The organism is Sphingobacteriales bacterium (assembly GCA_016706405.1).
Lineage (GTDB): Bacteria > Bacteroidota > Bacteroidia > Chitinophagales > UBA2359 > BJ6.
Genome location: JADJJT010000002.1, coordinates 148,121 through 165,410 on the forward strand (window position 1 = coordinate 148,121; position 17,290 = coordinate 165,410).

Consider the following 17,290-nt stretch of genomic DNA (forward strand, 5'->3'; position numbering starts at 1 on the left):
AAATAAGTAGGTAATTGATTAATCGAATGACAAACAGAAGGGTAAAAAGGTTGCAATAAAAAAATACGGCTTACGAAAGGGCATTTTCGTAAGCCGTTGATGTAGTTGTAGCGGGGAAGGGGCTTGAACCCTTGACCTCATGATTATGAATCATGCGCTCTAACCAGCTGAGCTACCTCGCCAATAAAAAATAAACAAAGTCAATTGCTACGCAATGGCGGCGCAAAGGTAGGCTTTTTTATTGACTTATGCAAGTTTGGGTTGAAAAACTTTGCCGGCAAATGCTTTATGCAACTAAAAAGCGAGACCTATGGCAAAAGCTCCGCCATAGTCTAAGTTTTTAAGTTTGATTTTTGAGCTTTGGCCTTCTACTAAATTGTCAATAATTTCAGATTTGAATTGGCTGACACCTACATTAAATTCTGCTCCTATCCGGATGAATTTAAAAAGTTTTAACCAAAGACCAATATCAACATTAGCTCCGGCATAAAAACTTTTATTGTCAATTTCGTCAATAAAATTGCCGCCAATCTCTTTAATTTTATCGTGTGAGTTAAAAGTAAACGGCACATATATACCCAAATATGGTATTAAAATATTGTTGCCAAAGTGTTTTTCTAAACCAATAATTGCTACGGTACTTTTACGTGCCACTTCAAAATTGGTTTTTAAGGTATCGTCTTCAAACTCATATTTTAAATTATTAAGCCCTAAGCCCAACCTAAAAGCAATTTTATTTTTATCATAAAAGCGCAAATTGCCGTTAAAAGCGGTGGTGCCCTTGTAATTTACCGATGACTGGTCGTTTGGAACAACTTTTTCAATACCAAAAGCTCGGATATTGCCCATAATGCTAATTTTTTGCGCTTGCGTAGCATTGGTATTAATTATAAAAAAAGTTAGTATTGCCAGTACAAAAGAGGCAATTTTAGTTTTCGAACGATGATGTTTCATGATTTTGTTGGGTTGTTATTTTTTGAATTAAGTTTTGTTTTTGTTGTTATAACCGACATAAATTAGCTACCGGATTAGTAAAACCGAGCCTTGCCGCTCAAAGTTACGGCCTCCTTCGGTGGTCATTGTTAAGTGGTAAGCGTAAGCCCCTTGTGGTGCCAAGGTGTTACGAACGCGGCCATCCCAGCCCTCGGCGGGGTCGGTGGTAGTAAATACAACCTCGCCCCAGCGGTTTACAATATGTAAAGTATAATTAGCTACTTCGGCGGCTAAAATAGTGGGTTTAAATGTGCTGTTTAGGCCGTTGGGCATAAAAGTATTGGGCAAATAAACGCGCGCCAAAGGCTCTATACAAACTGTATTTGAAAAACTGCTTAGTGTTAGAGTTTTATTAACTGGTGCGGGCAGTGTAATGGTATAACTTGCTTCAATCCGGTAACATTGTTGCCCCGGGTCGCCTTGTATTGAATTATAATCGTCATCGTATTCTAAAACCGTAGGATCAAGGGTGGCAATGGACGTAAAGCTACCTCCGTCTTTTGGTTTGCGCCAAATAGTGTATTGTGTAGCCTGAGCAAAATTAAGGGCAAATGGTGTCCATGAAAGGCCATTTTTAAAATTAAACTGGTCTTTACCTTTTAGCCAGATGGTTTTACCAATATTTGTGGTGTCAAAACGGCCACACTCGTCTATATGTCGCACTTGGTAGTAATAACTCCGGATATCGGTTTCGGCACCATCGTCAATAGTACTCATTTCGGGGGTAAAGGCAAGTGGGGGGGCAATTTGTGCTAATTTTACCAAATCGTTGGGATTTTTATTGGCGCGCCATAATTGCAGTTTATTGTTTGGGCTTTGGGTGTCTAAAACCCAGTCTAACTCAACATCGTTATCTTCGTTTACCGATATACGGGTTAAGTACATGTATTCGGGTCCGTTGGCGCTAAAATATCCGGCACAAACAGTATTGGAGTTTGCCTCCGATACATTGTCTTTATACAAGGCATCTACCTGAAAGCAGGCATAAGTTTCGTTGTTTGCCAAGGTATAAACAAAAGTATTTTGGGTAACGGGCACGGTGGCAATTTTTTCGAAACTTGGCGGTTGGGTGGTAGTGTCTAATTTTATAATTTGGTATTCAAGCAAGTCGGTTCCCCATGCTTGGTAGGGTGTCCAGGTAAGTGTGATGTCGTCGTCGCAATCTTCGGTAGTGGCGGTTAAATAAATGGTTTTGTGCAGCGTTCCGCTATTAGGGCCAAACTGGTTGCAACCATCAAAAGCGGCCATACGGTAGGCTTCGGGGTGTAAATTGGCTTCGGCGTTTGTATCTTGCCACGAAACGGCTTGTGGGTCATTAATAATAGCATATTCTATTAAAACACCGTCCACTTCTTTATAAACAACGTAGCCTTTGGTTTCGGGCGAGGGGCTTGGCTGCCAGGTTAGGGTTACAATATTGTCAGATATTACCGAGGCGGCAAACAAGTTGGGCGGTTGGGGCAGGTCGGTATCAACAATAGCCGACTGAGTTGACAAAACGCCGTTACAATTTGTAATCATGTAGTAATACCACTTTTGGTCTGGATTAGAGGTTTTATCGAAATAGCTTGTAAGCATGGCATCGGTAATTTCGGTTAGTTTGGTAAACGGGCCGTTTTCGCTGTTCGACACCCATATTTCGTGTGCATCGAAGGCTGCGCCGCAGGTTTGGGTGTTTTCCCAATAAATTAAGATGCCATCAACTTTAATTTCAATGCAGTTTATAATTGGAGGTGTAACTTGTGCAAAGGCAGCTATCCGGAAAAAAACGGTACCCAACAACCAGCAAATCAGTATTTTTGTTAGGGTTGTATTAGGCATTGATAAAAATTTTTTTATCGTTGTCTTCATTATTATCATCTGTGCAAATATTATTAGTATAGTGGCGTTGAGGTATGAATTGAGCGGGTATATTTGTTGTTTGACCAAAACTGAACGCTAAAGTAAAGTTAGTGAAGGGCAATATAACAAAACGATATTTTTTAACTGTTATTGTGCTGTATTGCTACTGCCCTACTACTACCGTTCTGAACTCGTTTATATTAAGGTGTTCTTTGGCTAAGTCTTGTAATTGTTTTGGGGTAATGGTTCTAAACTCGGCTATTTGCTGGTGCAAATGGTCTATATTTTGCCCGTATGCGTGTAAACCTTGGTAGGTTTCAGACAGGTTAAAAGCTCCGTCTAAGCCGGCCAACATGGTGCCTAAAATGTAATTGCGAGCGGTGGTTAGTTCGGCGGGTTTTACGGGGCGTTGTTGCAGGCGTTCTACCTCGGCGGTAATTTCGGTTATTACCTGCTGCCAGGCATCGGCACGCGCTTCGGTACTGACAGCAAAACTGCCACCTTGCAAATACGAACTTATTGACGAGTAAACACCATAAGTCAGGCCGCGTTCTTCGCGCAGGGTTTGGTTTAGTCGCGAGCCAAAATAGCCGCCCAATAAAGTGTGCAGCATTAACATACCATTATAATGTGGGTGGGTTTGGTTAAATAACGGCAAACCTACCCGTATAGATGCCTGCATGTTGTTTTCGCGGCCAATATAATGCAATCCGGGTGAGGCTGGTTGTGCTTGGTGAGCTATTGTTTCTGCTGTCGGTTGTTTTTTATTGTTTGCCTTTGACGATTGTTGATTTTGCCCAAAGTATTGCTCAATTAAAGCCAAGTCTTTAGTGCTAAGGGGGCCTGTAAGGTAAATACGTGCGTTTTGTAATTGGTAATGCTGTTTAAAAAATTGTTGGCATTGCTTGGGGGTAATAGCTAAAAAGTCGTTAGGGCTTATTTGGTTGGCATAAGGGTGCTCATTGCCCCAAATTTGAGTATTAAAGGCTTGGTCGGCCAAAAAATCGGCGCGTTGCAAGTTTATGGTTTGCCGTTGAGCGGCGTTGTTGGCCACAATTTGCAGTTCATTTTCAGGGAAACTGGGTTCTGTAGCCAATTCGGCTAAAACAGGCAACAACATTGGCAGGTGTTTTACTAAGCCGTTTACAGTTAGCTCGGCAAAATGCGAATAAGCTCCCGACCTGAATACAGCACCATAAAATTCAACTTTTTCGGCTAATTGTTCGGCATTATGCTTTTTTGTGCCTTCGCGAATCATCCGGTTAGTAATATTGGCCAAACAGGGCTGGTTTTGGTACCATCGGCCTGCGGGCAATACTATTTTTATTTGCATTACTTCAGCCGGCACTTGTTCAAACCAACAAACTTCGATACCGTTGGGTAAGGTAAATTCGTGGGGGGTAGCTATGTTTAGGGTATCTATTGCATGTAAGGGCGGGGCTTGCCGTCTGTTAAGTGGCATGTTTTGAGGGTTGCTGCTCATGTACAAATTAAGAAAGTACAAATAAAGCGCAAAAGTACAAATTTTTAAGCAATATTGAGGTAAGGGGCGGCAAGCGGCAGGTTAGTTGCCAAAGTATCCACACAAAGCGCGATGCCTAAAAGTTAACAGCTAAATTGAATCTTTTTCTTCCGGATATTTGGCTGCTTTCGCTCACTGTCTTTAACATAGTATCGAAAATCAGGCGCAACAACTCATTGGCTTATTAATCGATATTTGATTCTGATTTTAAAAAATTACAATTGCTTGCGCAACCTTGCAACCGGAAAGTTTAGTTGTTCGCGGTATTTGGCAACAGTACGGCGGGCAATATTATAGCCTTGTTTAGTTAACTCCTGGGTTAGTTTTTGGTCAGATAAGGGTTTTCGTTTGCTTTCACCCTCTATCATTGTTGAGAGTATTTTTTTTACCTCGTGTGTCGAAACTTCGTCGCCACTTTCGGTTTGCAGTGCTTCGGAGAAAAAAGTTTTTAACTTAAAAGTACCAAACTCGGTTTGCACATACTTACTGTTCGATACCCGCGAGATGGTAGAAATGTCGTAGGCGGTAATATCGGCAATATCTTTTAATATCATGGGGCGCAGGCTGGTTTCATCGCCCGAAAGGAAAAAATCGTATTGGTAACGCATAATGGCTTCCATAGTTTTAAGCATAGTTTGCTGGCGTTGCTTTATGGCATCTATAAACCATTTTGCCGAGTCAATCTTTTGTTTTATAAATAAGATAGCTTCTTTATGTTGCCGGGTTTTATTGGTTGCACGCCCATATTCTTTTAACATATCTTTGTAGGTGCTGCTAATGTATAAGTCGGGGGCATTGCGTGCGTTTAGCGTTAATTCGAGTTTGCCATTGTTATTATGAATAGTAAAATCGGGAATAATGTAAAGTGTACTTTTATCTGTTGGTGTAAACGAGCCGCCGGGTTTTGGATTGAGCTTTAAAATTTCGGCCATAATATCTTTAAGCCGGTCACTGTTGATATCTAATAGTCGAGCCAATTTCTCGAAATGTTTTTTGGCAAATTCGTCAAAATAGTTTTCAATTGTAGAAAGTGCATATTCAAGCGTTTTTTGCTTGTCGGGTTTTGAGTTTGCGTTCGTTAGCTGTCGCTTAATTTGCAAAATTAAACATTCTTGTAAATCGCGTGCACCAACGCCGGCGGGTTCAAAAGTTTGCACCAAATACAAAGTGTTTAAAACTTGTTGTTCGGTAACCATAATATTTAGCGCAAAAGCTATGTCGTCGGCAAGTGCTTCAATATCGCGGCGCAGGTAACCATCCTCATCAATACTGCCAATTATTTGGGTGGCAATATAGTTTTCTGTGTCCGGTATGTCTAACATACCCAATTGGTGCATTAGATTTTCATGGAATGTTTCGCTCACAGGTATTGGAATTGGCCCCCGGTCTTCATCCGGATCGCCGCTGTAATTGTCACTTTGGGTTTTGTACGATGATGTTTCGTCATCGTTGTCTAAATAATCACTTAAATCAATAGAAGTGTCAATTTCAACGCTTCCACTATTTTCTTCGTCGTTATTTGCACTGGTTTTCTCCTCATCATATTCAAAATTAGTATCGCCAGATGCCGAGGTGGGGGCAAACGGGTCGCTAATATTATTTTCGAGTTGCTGTTCCTCCAAGGCGGGGTTTGCCTCCAATTCCTCTTTAATGCGCTCTTCCAACGCTGCCGTAGGTATTTGCAGCAATTTCATTAATTGAATATGCTGTGGCGATAGCTTTTGAACCAGTTTTTGTTGCAGCTTTTGCTTAAACATATAAATAATTAGTTAATTTATTTCCGGAATAAATAAAGTAAAACCATTAGATTGCAACAAAATAAAATAAATTCATTCTAAACAATCAATATATATTATTAATTTCATGCCAAAAATACTAAAAAAACAACAAACTATCGGTTATTTGTTTAAAAAAAATAAAAAAACATCGAAACTGTAAAATTAAAGACTTATTTTAGATAAACCTATTTGCGCTAAAACATTTATACACATATAATTAATCTATAAATTTTAACTCTTAAAGCTAATATAAAAATGCAAACACCTTAAATAAACAAGCCAACTGCAAATTTTCCGTATCTTTGCAGTATGTCGCATCAACTTATATTGGTACTTGATTTTGGAGCGCAGTACCGCCAACTTATAGCTCGCCGCGTGCGCGAAGCCAATGTATATTGCGAGGTGTTGCCACACGATACACCAGCCCAAAAAATTGCCGCTCTGAAACCCGCCGGCATCATATTTACCGGAGGCCCAAGCGTGGTGTACCAAGCCAACGCCCCCGTAGTGGACAAACAAATTTACCAACTTGGTATTCCAATTTTGGGTATATGTTATGGAGCGCAATTAATGGCGCACGACCTTGGCGGCCAAGTCGAAAAAGCACCACACCGCGAGTATGGCAAAAAAGACATCGTACTTAACCAACAATCGCTGCTGTTTAACGGCCTGCCAAGCCAAACCACCTGCTGGATGAGCCATACCTACCACGTAGCAAAACTGCCCGAAGGATTTACAGCTTCGGCGCATACCAATACCTGCCCCATCGGTGCTATGGAACATCCGGGCAAAAAAATGTATGCCGTACAGTTTCACCCCGAAGTAGCCCATACTCCCGACGGTACCGCTATTTTGCAAAACTTTTTATACAAGGTTTGCGGCTGTTCCCCCGATTGGACGATGGGCAATTACGTAACCGAACAAGTACAAGCCCTGCAACAGCGCATAGGCGCGCGTAAGGTTTTATGCGCCTTGTCTGGTGGGGTCGATTCGTCAGTGGCTGCGGCCTTAGTACACAAAGCCATTGGCAATCAGCTGACTTGCCTTTTTGTTGACCACGGCTTGCTGCGAAAAAATGAAGCTGATGAGGTAGAAGCCCTTTTTTCCGGAAAATTTCATTTTAACTTCATCCGGATTGATGCCAGCGAAAGGTTTTTATCGGCATTAAAGGGCATTACTGACCCCGAACAAAAACGCAAAATTATTGGCGAACAATTTATACGGGTTTTTGAAGACGAAGCCAAAAAATTGGGCGAAATTGAGCTCTTAGTGCAAGGTACTATTTATCCGGATATTATAGAAAGTGGTACGGCTCATGCCGCCGTCATTAAAAGCCACCATAACGTTGGGGGGCTTCCTGAAAACATGGACTTTACCGCCGTTATTGAACCCCTTGACCACTTGTTTAAAGACGAAGTGCGCCAAATGGGAAAAGTATTAGGGCTGCCCGATTGGCTAATTATGCGGCAACCTTTTCCGGGGCCAGGTTTGGCTATACGAATTATTGGCGAGATTACCGCCCAAAAATTGTCTGTACTGCGCGAGGCCGATGCCATTTACCGTGCCGAAATTGCCGCCGCCGGATGGGATAAACATATTTGGCAGTATTTTGCCGTTTATACCGGCTTGCACAGCGTAGGCGTTATGGGAGACGAGCGCACCTACGACACCTGCATAGCCCTGCGCGCCGTTACCAGCACAGACGGCATGACAGCAGACTGGGCACATATCCCTTACGATTTATTAGCTAAAATATCGAACCGTATAGTAAACGAGGTGCCCCATGTAAACCGCGTTGTTTACGATATCACCTCGAAACCGCCCGGCACTATTGAATGGGAGTAAGCGATATGCCTTTTAAGGAACTTCTATGGTATTTAGCACTTCGGTAATAATTTGTTCAGAGCTTATATTTTCGGCTTCGGCCTCGTAGGTTACGCCTATTCGGTGGCGCAGCACATCGTGGCAAACAGCCCTGATATCGTCTGGTATTACGTAGCCGCGTTTGTTTAAAAAAGCAAGGGCGCGGGCAGCCAAAGCAAGGCTAATACTGGCACGCGGCGAGCCTCCGTAGCTAATTAAGGGTTGTAATTTACCAAGCCCATAATTTTGAGGCGTTCGGGTGGCAAAAACAATACTTAAAATGTAGCGTTCAATTTTTTCGTACATATATACTTCGCGCACTACCGACCGCGCCCTGAGCAAAGTACTTGTTTGTAAAACGGGATTAACTTTTTCGAAAGTTTCGGCCATGTTCAGGCGCATAATTTGCTGTTCTTCTTCAAAACTTGGGTAATTAATCACTACTTTTAGCATAAAGCGGTCAAGCTGTGCTTCGGGCAGTGGGTAGGTGCCTTCTTGTTCAAGGGGGTTTTGGGTTGCCATTACTAAAAAAGGCTCATCGAGGGGGTAGGTGGTGTCGCCTAGGGTTACTTGGCGCTCTTGCATGGCTTGCAGCAATGCGCTTTGTACTTTTCCGGGGGCGCGGTTTATTTCGTCAGCCAAAATAAAATTGGCAAAAACAGGGCCTTTTTTTACGCTAAAACTGTGGTTGTTTGGGTTATAAATGAGCGTGCCAATAAGGTCGGCGGGCAGTAGGTCGGGGGTAAATTGAATACGGCTAAACGAGGCTTGTACTGCCTGAGCTAAAGTTTTAATGGCTAAGGTTTTGGCTAAGCCGGGTACCCCTTCGAGCAAAATATGCCCATTTGCTAATAAGCCAAGTAGTAGCCGGTCTATCATATATTGTTGGCCTATAATAATTTTGCGCAACTCGGTGTTAAGGCCATCTAAAAACGAGGCTTCGTATTGTATGCGCTCGTTTAATTGGGCTATATCGGCGGGGGTGCGCAGCAAAGCGGGGGAGGTATTCATGGGGGGGATTACTCGTCTTTAATAATATAGCTGGGTGTCATGGCAAAAGGAAATTTCCGGATAATGACTTTTTTATCTTTAAAGTAATCATCCACAGCCTTGGTTTCACCCGGAAATGTGCCGTAATCATCTAAAATTAAAACGCCACCGCGTACAATTCTCGGGTAGAAATGTTCCAAAATGGTAACGGCAGGCTCATAAACATCAGTATCTAAATTTAGTAAAGCAATTTTTAAGTGTGGATTATTTTTTACATACTCAGGTACAGTCTTTAAAATATCTCCCGAAACAAGTTCTACATTTTTATCTATACCTTTTTGGGTTAGTACTGTTTTAAGTTGCTCAACCGAAATAGATGAGGCACCGGCGGCATTTATAAAATTAGAGCGGTATTTTTTGTCGTCTTCAAAATTGGTTTCCGGAAATTCGCCAAAAATATCGAAGCCTATAATTTTATTTGAATAGGCATTGCCAAATAGGTCTCTAAATCCGGCAAAACGAACTAAGCTTGCACCTTTAAAAACGCCGCATTCTACTATTGCGCCGGGCAATCCAATTACTTGCTTAAAAAGTTCATAATGAGATAATATCTTACTTAAACGTGTATTGTCGCAACTTAAATAAAAATTGTTTTCGTATTCAAATGCTTTATTAAAATCTGGTAGAGAAATCATAGCTTATCTGTTATTTTAAGGCCGCAAAGTTAGCTATTAAAACACAATCTTAGTTAGTGTTTAAGTTTAATTAACGGAGCAGAACCACATACCCTTGGAATTGAAGGGGGGCATCGTTGCCAAACTTTGCCTTTGCCCACCAAGCGTAGCTGCCGTTTGGAGCAGGTTTTTGGTTAAAAATGCCATCCCAGCTTTGCGCGTAGTTAGTGGTGTAAAATACTTTTTGCCCCCAACGGTTGTAAATATGCAGTTCAAACTGTGTGGGGGCTTGGTTGGCAAACAAGGTAAAGCGGTCGTTAATATGGTCGTGGTTAGGCGAAAAAGCAGTAGGAGCTATTATTTTAATGGTAATTGTGTCGTTGTTGTTGGTGTTTATTGTGCTAATATAAACAGAGTCGGAGCTAAAACAGTCGTTTTTGTCGGTTACAGTTACGGAATACAGGCCGTTTTGGGCAACAGTTATTTGCGGTGTTTGTGCGCCATTTGACCATTGATAATTTTGCGCTGTGCTGTTTGCCGTAATTAAGGCAGTATCGTTGGCTGCATTAAATTGTACCGACAAATTGATAATGGGCGGAGGTGTTGTGTTTACTATGATTTTGCCTATTGCTTTGCATCCGGATATGGAATCTGAAACTGTTACGTCTAGCGTGTCGGCAGTTTTTACCCAAATTTTTTCGCTTGTAGCACCATTTGACCATAAATAGGAGGCGAAGCCGCTTCCGGGCGAAATTTCAATACTATCTCCGGCACAAATTGAATAGGTTTGAGTTGGAAAATAGTCGGGAGATGTTGTTACCAACACAGAATCAACTACAATACATCCGGATAAAATATCGGTAGCTGTAACGCTATACATGCCGGTGTTGGCTACGGTAATGCTTGCGGTTGTATCGGCTGTTGACCAAATGAAACTGCTAAAACTGCCCTGAGCGGTAATTTGGGCCTGACTGTTGTTGCATAAAAATAAAACCGAAAGTGAAATATCGGCACTTTGTTTTAAATTTACAAACGATGTTGCAATAGCTTGGCAGCCGTTGTCATCGGTTACGGTAACACTAAGCGTGTCGGCAGTTTTTACCCAAATTTTTTCGCTTGTAGCACCATTTGACCATAAATAGGAGGCGAAGTCGCTTCCGGGCGAAATTTCAATACTATCTCCGGCACAAATTGAATAGGTTTGAGTTGGAAAATAGTCGGGAGATGTTGGTACCAATACAGAATCAACTACAATACATCCGGATAAAATATCGGTAGCTGTAACGCTATACATGCCGGTATTGGCTACGGTAATGCTTGCGGTTGTATCGGCTGTTGACCAAATGTAGCTGCTAAAACCGCCCTGAGCGGTAATTTGGGCCTGACTGTTGTTGCATAAAAATAAAACCGAAAGTGAAATATCGGCACTTTGTTTTAAATTTACAAACGATGTTGCAATAGCTTGGCAGCCGTTGTCATCGGTTACGGTTACGCTATAATTGCCTGCATTAGTAACAATTATTTGCTGCGTTATTTGTCCGGTTGACCACAAATAGGATGCAAATCCGCCTCCGGCATTTAAAATTACGGTATCGTTGGGGCAAATTTCGTAATTGGGCAAATTAATAGCTAAATTACTGTTTTTAACGATAAGGTTTACAAGAATGTTTTTTTGTTTACAATTATTATTATCAGAGCCTGTCTAAATTTTATTTTCTAATTCTATTAAGCATCAATTTTATCATGGCAAGTTGGATCATTGTCTGGCTCGTTTCGGTTTGGAACTCAAAGTCTTTACTCAATCTTCGATAGCTTTCGAGCCATGCAAAAGTTCTTTCAACAATCCATCTTTTGGCAATACTTGAATTTCGAGGCTGTATTCGATCTACTTACAACCTCAACCACCCACCCAAACGTTTTGCGGGTATTTTCAATTAACTCGCCTCTATACCCGCCATCAGCTACTATCTTTACCAATCTGCAAAACCTGCCTCTGAGGTCAGCTATAACCATTGGGGCTGATTTACTGTCATGCTCATTTGCCGCATGAACCACAACCGCTAAAGTACCCCCGTCAATCCCTCTGCACAAGCCTCCGACGCTTGTTGTCTTTACGCTCTGGCTATCAATTATACCAACACTTGGCGATGAAGCCCTGCCTGCTTGCTTTCGAGTCTTATCCCTGAGTATTTCATGGATGAGTTCTATCGTCCCATCCTTCTTCCACTTGGTAAAATAGTAGTAAACAAGCTTCCATGACGGAAAATGGAACGGCAGCATGCGCCATTGACAGCCAGTTTTAAGCAAATAGAACAGCGCATTAAAAATTTCTCTTAAACTGTGTTTTCGTTTCCGTTTGTCGTCTAAAATGCCTAATATTGCACTCCATTGACTATCGGTGAGACTGCTTGGGTAGGTTTTCATTTTACTTTATGTGTTTGATTTTCATAAAGCTATGAATTATTATTTAAACGTCAAACTGATAGTCTTTTATTCACATCTCTTTTAATAACTTTTTTCCTATCAATTTTTAGGACTGGCATGCCAATTTTTAATTTTTAGACAGTCTCTCAAATATTTGGCAGGTATAAGTAGTTGTTTGGTTGACGGTTGCGGTAGGTTGGGCAATAGTTGGGTTATTTAGTCCGTCGGCAGGCGACCAACTATAAGTATAATCGGGTGTATTGGGCAGTACATCTAATAAAACGGCGGTATTGTTGTTGTTACAAATGGTTTTATTAATATTATACGTTTGTGTACTTATGCGGTGGATAGGTGTGAGGGTGGGTAAGCCCCCCATACACAACATTCCGGATGGTAGCGTAACCGCGTTTTCTATATATGTAGGTTCGGTATTGCTTACGTTGCTTATTTTCGACAAAAAATTTTTGTCTTGCCTGCCTATGTAAATTTCATCAGCAATTGGGCTGTTTTGGAAAGCTGTAAGCCTTCCGTCCCAAGTATTGGGATATTCTTTTATTGTTTTGCGACTGCTTTCTATGTCCTTAGGGTCTGAAAAGGTTACGTCAAAACGATATATCCGGAAGAAATCCTCATTACATTCAAAAGGACCAAAGTTTTGAACTGAAACAGCGTAGGCATACAAATACTGATTATTTCCGGAGAATTCGACTGAATAGTTTATACAAGCGTTTTCGAAACTAATTCCATTTGTAAGTGCCCCGGTTTGGTTATCAAAATCGAACAGGGCTATATGCCCGGCATCATTTTTTCGGTAGGTGCTGGCAATTTTTTTATAGTCGTTCGATACGCACATATAGCCAACTTTTTGTGCTTGTATTGGGTAATCGGCAATGGTTATATTAGTTGTCGAAATGATGGGGTTGTTTACGCCCTTGTTGTTTACTAACCAGGCGTAGTATTGGTTGCTGTCAAAAATGGGTGTTACCACCCAATAGTCTTGTTGGTTTGCATGAGGTATGGCTATTAATTTTTCGCAGGTTTGATATTGTTTTAGTAGGTTTATATTTTTGTTTAGAGGGTCAATATCGCCGCCGTTGGGTAGGGTCATATCTATGATAGAATAATTAAGCCCATTCGAGCCATCGTAGTAGTCGGCGGTAAAAACGATATATAGGTTGTTGTGGCAGGGGTAGGGCAATATTACCGCCGACATGGTACTTGAAAAATCGCCAAGCAGGGGGCCGTTCGACATATTGGTATGGTCGGCACGCCAAACTTTGCTGCCATCAGTATAAAACAGCAAATTACCCAAGGTGTCCGACATTACGGCGCAGCCCTCATTGGTAAAAATGGGGCTTCCGGACAAAAAGTCTATGGTGTTATCGGTATTAAATTTTATGCCGGCTTTATTGCCAAAAAACCAATTATATCCTTCGGGCTGTGCACCTAAAAATTGGGAAGTGCAAAGGCAAAGGCAAGTGCAAGCACAACTAAGCGCAAGTATAAGTGATAAGTTTTTCATATAAGCAAAGAAGGTTTATTAGATTAAAGAAGTAAAAAATTTAAAGCAATATTACTATGAATTTTTTATTTTGCAAATTTTTTGTTTTTGCAAAAATAATACTCCTTTACATCGGGTTATACCATCCTTGATATGAGATGTTTGTTACTCGGTTTTAACCTTTACATTAAGGGCATCGCTAAGGCCGTTTCCTATAAGGTAAAAGGCCAACACTAACACACAAATTGCAGTTCCGGGTATCAGGGCTAAAAATGCTTTCGAGGTGCCCACGTAGCCATAGTACTCGTTTAGCATACTTCCCCAAGATGGGGTTGGCAATTCTACACCTATACCTAAAAAGCTAAGGCCGGCCTCAATAATAATAGCCGAGGCAAAATTGGCGGCGGTAACTACTACAATTGGGCCTATGGCATTTGGCAATATGTGCTTAAAAATAATACGCCCGTGCGAGAAACCAAGGCTTTTAGCTGCTTCAACGTACTCTTTCTCGCGAAGGCTTAAAAATTGCCCTCGCACTAATCTGGCCACTTCAACCCACATCGTTAAACCAACTGCCAAATATATTTGCCAAAAATGTCTGCCCATAACCATAACCAAGGCAAATACCATTAGTAATAACGGCACCGACCAAAACACATTAATAAACCACATAATGGCATCGTCGGTTTTGCCTCTAAAATAGCCCGCTACTGCCCCTAATACTACGCCAATAATTAACGATATAAGTACAGACATGATGCCCACTGATAACGAAACGCGCACGCCCAAAATAAGGCGACTTAAATTGTCGCGACCTGCCTTGTCAGTACCAAGTAAATAGGTTTTGCTAATGATATGTTTGGTTTCGATATTTTTTTGCAGTTCGCCGATGGTTTTAGTAATTCGTTCTCCGGATAATAAGGTAAAACTAAGGGCATCGTTTTGTTTGGTGATATCGGGGTTTGTTGCCAAAGCATAAACTACGTCTGCAATATGGTAAGCAGATTTTGTGGTGTCTTTAGTTGCAGCGGTTGTAAATTTGTCAATTAGCAAACTATCGCCTTCAAAATGCCATCCGGTAAGCGGCACAAGTTCGTAAGGGCTATCAATACCCCACAATAAACGGGTAAAAAAATTAGTAGAGGCAATGGTGCGGTCTTTGGTAAGTTTTAGCAATTTGGCTTTAAATCCTACTGGTTGTGTGGGCATTTGCGGCACTTGGTCGTTGGCGTTAGTAGTAGGGTCGGGGGCTAAAAAGTAGGCAAAAACAGCAATAAACACGGCAAAGCATAAAATTACAAAACCCACTACGGCAGGTTTGTTGCGTTTAAGGCGTTTAAACGCCTTTTGGTTTGGCGACAAATACAAGTTTTGCGGTTGTAGTTGCTGCTGTGCTTCTTTTTGTGTTTGTTGCATGTGCGCAGATAAGTGTTTGTGTCGGTTGGTTGGTTAATTAGCTGTTTATTATTCGTTTATGGTATTATAATCGCCAAGGCTTAAAATATTAGATTTTCCGTTTAGCAGTACGTGGTTGCCTATCATTGTTTGGTGTAAAATTTGGTAGTTTATATTGGTGTTATTTTGTATCATTGCATTGCTAATAATACTATTTGTAATGGTAGTATTTTGCTCAATAGATACGTAGGGGCCAATTACCGAATTTTTTATTTGCACATTATCGGCCACGTAACAAGGGTCAATAACTGTTGTGTTTTCAAAATAAGCATTTGACGATATTAGTTCGTCGTTGCCGGCTTCGTTCAACAATTCTAAAACACGTTGGTTGGCGTATAAAACAGCATCTTTATGGCCGCAGTCAAGCCATTCGTTTACGGGGGCAACGCCAAATTGCGCGCCTTTTTGGTGTAAATTAGTTAAAGCACTCGTTAGCTGGTATTCTCCTTTGTCTAAAATATTATTGTCTATCAAGTATTGTAGTTCGTTGTGCAGTACATCGCCATCTTTAAAAAAGTAAATACCTATAATAGCCATTCGCGAAATAAAACTTGAGGGCTTCTCGTGAAACTCGGTAATCAAATTATTTTTATTAAGCCTTACCACGCCGTATCTCGATGGGTCCTCAACCTCGTGTACCCATATAATGGCATCTTGGCGGGTATCTAATTTAATATGGGCTTTAAACAGCGTATCGGCAAATGCTATTATTACGTTTCCTTTCAGCAATGGTTTGGCGCATAATACGGCGTGTGCTGTACCTAATGGCTCGTGTTGGTAATATATATGGCCTTGGGCTCCCAAGCGTTCAGCCACTTCTTTAAGGGCATTTTCAACTGCATCGCCAAAATTGGGGCCTATTACAAAACCAATATGGGCAATAGGCTCACTGCTCGATGCTGCCAACTCTTCAACAATGCGTTGTACAATGGTTTTTCCGGCAATAAGTAAAAGCGGCTTGGGGGTGGTTAGTGTATGTGGGCGCAACCTCGAACCCATGCCCGCCATAGGTATAATTAAATTCATACAAAATGTTAACTAAGCAAAAACTAACAAACTGTAAATATAAAAGGCAAAGGTCGAAAAAAAGCCACAATTATCCAAATTAGTGGCATAAAGATATCCCACCTATAAAGTCATAACAATTATTAAAAAGTCTTATATATAAGTTTTTAAAACATAAATTGAATTGTTTTTAATATGCTTGAAATAAAAACGATAAGCCCAATCAAAACACTTTCCGGATTTTTTTCCGGAAGACCAATTTTATTTCCGGATTTAAACTCAAAATTCATGGTCCTATAAATTTTATCCCATGCAAATCAATCTTCGTGAGAAAAAATCTTAACTTTCCCTCTTATCATAAATTATAAATACTTAAATAAAATACGAACTTATTTTTTACTGCTTATCTTTGCTCAAAATTGATATACTAAATGATTTTGTATAATGTAACTGTTATGATTGATGCTATCATCCACCATGATTGGCTTGATTGGATGCAGCACTCCCATATTCCGGACGTAATGCGCACCGGAATGTTTCAAAGCTACCGCCTTTGCCGTTTACTCGACCCCGAACCCGAAGACGGCAGTATTACCTACGCAGTTCAATATTTTTGCGAAGACCTAAACAAACTGCATCTTTATGCCGAAAAATACGCCCCCGCACTGCAAGCCCAACACAGCAACCGCTACCGAAACCAGTTTGTAGCTATACGAACTGTTTTAGAAATTGTATCATAAAATTTAAACACATAATACAAAAAAAACTATTTTACTATGGATTTAAATATTGACAATATTGATATACAAATACTGACCTTGTTGATGGAAAATGCTAAAAATCCGTATGCAATGATTGGCGCTGCTTTAGGTGTTTCGACAGGTACAGTTCATGGCCGGATACGCAAATTAGAGCAAAATGGCATCATTAAACGGCATTTATTAGTTGTTGATTATAGCAAATTAGGCTTCGATATTAGCGCTTTTTTAGGCATATATTTACACAGCAGCTCGTTGTACAAGCAAGTTGCCTCTAAATTGTACGAAATAGATGAAGTGGTAAGTTTAGACTATACTACCGGCATGTACAGCATGTTTGTAAAACTTATTTGCCGCGATACCCGCCATTTAAAAGATGTTTTGCACGAAAAAATCCAAAAAATAGAAGGAATTCAGCGCACCGAAACCTTTATTTCGTTAGATGAAAGCATTAATCGCCCAGCAAAAATCACTTAGAAACACTT

At 40.9% G+C, this 17,290-nt stretch carries 13 protein-coding genes, 1 tRNA gene and 1 pseudogene; 3 read left to right on the forward strand and 12 right to left on the reverse strand.

Annotated elements, in window-relative coordinates:
* Positions 1–108: 108 nt before the first annotated feature.
* The 5 genes from IPI59_07000 to rpoN form a co-directional block, all read right to left on the reverse strand.
* Positions 109–182, reverse strand: a tRNA-Met gene (locus IPI59_07000).
* Positions 183–294: 112 nt separating this feature from the next.
* Positions 295–954 (reverse strand): hypothetical protein, encoded by a 660-nt coding sequence (locus tag IPI59_07005; protein MBK7527287.1) that lies wholly within the window; start codon positions 952–954, stop codon positions 295–297.
* 66 nt (positions 955–1,020) lie between these two features.
* On the reverse strand, positions 1,021–2,814 hold the full coding sequence (locus IPI59_07010; GenBank protein MBK7527288.1) for a gliding motility-associated C-terminal domain-containing protein: 1,794 nt from the start codon (positions 2,812–2,814) through the stop codon (positions 1,021–1,023).
* Between the two features lie 184 nt (positions 2,815–2,998).
* Positions 2,999–4,318 carry an insulinase family protein gene (locus IPI59_07015; protein ID MBK7527289.1) on the reverse strand — a complete coding sequence of 440 codons (1,320 nt, stop codon included), beginning with the start codon at positions 4,316–4,318 and terminating at the stop codon, positions 2,999–3,001.
* Positions 4,319–4,572: 254 nt separating this feature from the next.
* Positions 4,573–6,114 carry an RNA polymerase factor sigma-54 gene (gene rpoN / locus IPI59_07020; GenBank protein MBK7527290.1) on the reverse strand — a complete coding sequence of 514 codons (1,542 nt, stop codon included), beginning with the start codon at positions 6,112–6,114 and terminating at the stop codon, positions 4,573–4,575.
* A 330-nt stretch (positions 6,115–6,444) separates the two neighbouring features.
* Here rpoN and guaA point away from each other — a divergent pair, with 330 nt between their 5' ends.
* The gene (guaA, locus tag IPI59_07025) at positions 6,445–7,980 is read left to right on the forward strand and encodes a glutamine-hydrolyzing GMP synthase (GenBank protein MBK7527291.1); all 1,536 of its coding nucleotides are present in this window, start codon (positions 6,445–6,447) and stop codon (positions 7,978–7,980) included.
* Between the two features lie 12 nt (positions 7,981–7,992).
* On the opposite strand, the gene IPI59_07030 is transcribed toward guaA, so the two are convergent.
* From IPI59_07030 to IPI59_07060, 7 genes and pseudogenes are all read right to left on the reverse strand, one after another.
* On the reverse strand, positions 7,993–9,009 hold the full coding sequence (locus IPI59_07030) for an AAA family ATPase (protein ID MBK7527292.1): 1,017 nt from the start codon (positions 9,007–9,009) through the stop codon (positions 7,993–7,995).
* Positions 9,010–9,017: 8 nt separating this feature from the next.
* Positions 9,018–9,683 (reverse strand): class I SAM-dependent methyltransferase, encoded by a 666-nt coding sequence (locus IPI59_07035; protein ID MBK7527293.1) that lies wholly within the window; start codon positions 9,681–9,683, stop codon positions 9,018–9,020.
* A gap of 70 nt (positions 9,684–9,753) precedes the next feature.
* Complete coding sequence (locus IPI59_07040) at positions 9,754–11,283, reverse strand: gliding motility-associated C-terminal domain-containing protein (protein ID MBK7527294.1); 1,530 nt, start codon at positions 11,281–11,283, stop codon at positions 9,754–9,756.
* 88 nt (positions 11,284–11,371) lie between these two features.
* Positions 11,372–12,086 (reverse strand): annotated as a pseudogene (locus IPI59_07045) (IS5 family transposase).
* Between the two features lie 127 nt (positions 12,087–12,213).
* On the reverse strand, positions 12,214–13,608 hold the full coding sequence (locus IPI59_07050; GenBank protein MBK7527295.1) for a hypothetical protein: 1,395 nt from the start codon (positions 13,606–13,608) through the stop codon (positions 12,214–12,216).
* 144 nt (positions 13,609–13,752) lie between these two features.
* Positions 13,753–15,003 (reverse strand): ABC transporter permease, encoded by a 1,251-nt coding sequence (locus IPI59_07055; GenBank protein MBK7527296.1) that lies wholly within the window; start codon positions 15,001–15,003, stop codon positions 13,753–13,755.
* 48 nt (positions 15,004–15,051) lie between these two features.
* Positions 15,052–16,068, reverse strand: coding sequence for a nucleotidyltransferase (locus IPI59_07060; GenBank protein MBK7527297.1), 1,017 nt, complete (start codon positions 16,066–16,068; stop codon positions 15,052–15,054).
* A 410-nt stretch (positions 16,069–16,478) separates the two neighbouring features.
* On the opposite strand from IPI59_07060, the gene IPI59_07065 reads away from it, so the two are divergent.
* Both IPI59_07065 and IPI59_07070 read left to right on the forward strand, forming a co-directional pair.
* Complete coding sequence (locus IPI59_07065) at positions 16,479–16,787, forward strand: DUF4286 family protein (protein MBK7527298.1); 309 nt, start codon at positions 16,479–16,481, stop codon at positions 16,785–16,787.
* A gap of 36 nt (positions 16,788–16,823) precedes the next feature.
* Positions 16,824–17,282: an Lrp/AsnC ligand binding domain-containing protein gene (locus IPI59_07070; protein ID MBK7527299.1), complete on the forward strand. Its 459-nt coding sequence runs from the start codon at positions 16,824–16,826 to the stop codon at positions 17,280–17,282.
* Positions 17,283–17,290: the final 8 nt, after the last annotated feature.

Bases quoted from the DNA above. Each gene is read 5' to 3' on its own strand.
- IPI59_07005 (MBK7527287.1), bottom strand. From the start codon at position 954: ATGAAACATCATCGTTCGAAAACTAAAATTGCCTCTTTTGTACTGGCA.
- IPI59_07010 (MBK7527288.1), bottom strand. From the start codon at position 2,814: ATGCCTAATACAACCCTAACAAAAATACTGATTTGCTGGTTGTTGGGT.
- IPI59_07015 (MBK7527289.1), bottom strand. From the start codon at position 4,318: ATGAGCAGCAACCCTCAAAACATGCCACTTAACAGACGGCAAGCCCCG.
- rpoN (MBK7527290.1), bottom strand. From the start codon at position 6,114: ATGTTTAAGCAAAAGCTGCAACAAAAACTGGTTCAAAAGCTATCGCCA.
- guaA (MBK7527291.1), top strand. From the start codon at position 6,445: ATGTCGCATCAACTTATATTGGTACTTGATTTTGGAGCGCAGTACCGC.
- IPI59_07030 (MBK7527292.1), bottom strand. From the start codon at position 9,009: ATGAATACCTCCCCCGCTTTGCTGCGCACCCCCGCCGATATAGCCCAA.
- IPI59_07035 (MBK7527293.1), bottom strand. From the start codon at position 9,683: ATGATTTCTCTACCAGATTTTAATAAAGCATTTGAATACGAAAACAAT.
- IPI59_07050 (MBK7527295.1), bottom strand. From the start codon at position 13,608: ATGAAAAACTTATCACTTATACTTGCGCTTAGTTGTGCTTGCACTTGC.
- IPI59_07055 (MBK7527296.1), bottom strand. From the start codon at position 15,003: ATGCAACAAACACAAAAAGAAGCACAGCAGCAACTACAACCGCAAAAC.
- IPI59_07060 (MBK7527297.1), bottom strand. From the start codon at position 16,068: ATGAATTTAATTATACCTATGGCGGGCATGGGTTCGAGGTTGCGCCCA.
- IPI59_07065 (MBK7527298.1), top strand. From the start codon at position 16,479: ATGATTTTGTATAATGTAACTGTTATGATTGATGCTATCATCCACCAT.
- IPI59_07070 (MBK7527299.1), top strand. From the start codon at position 16,824: ATGGATTTAAATATTGACAATATTGATATACAAATACTGACCTTGTTG.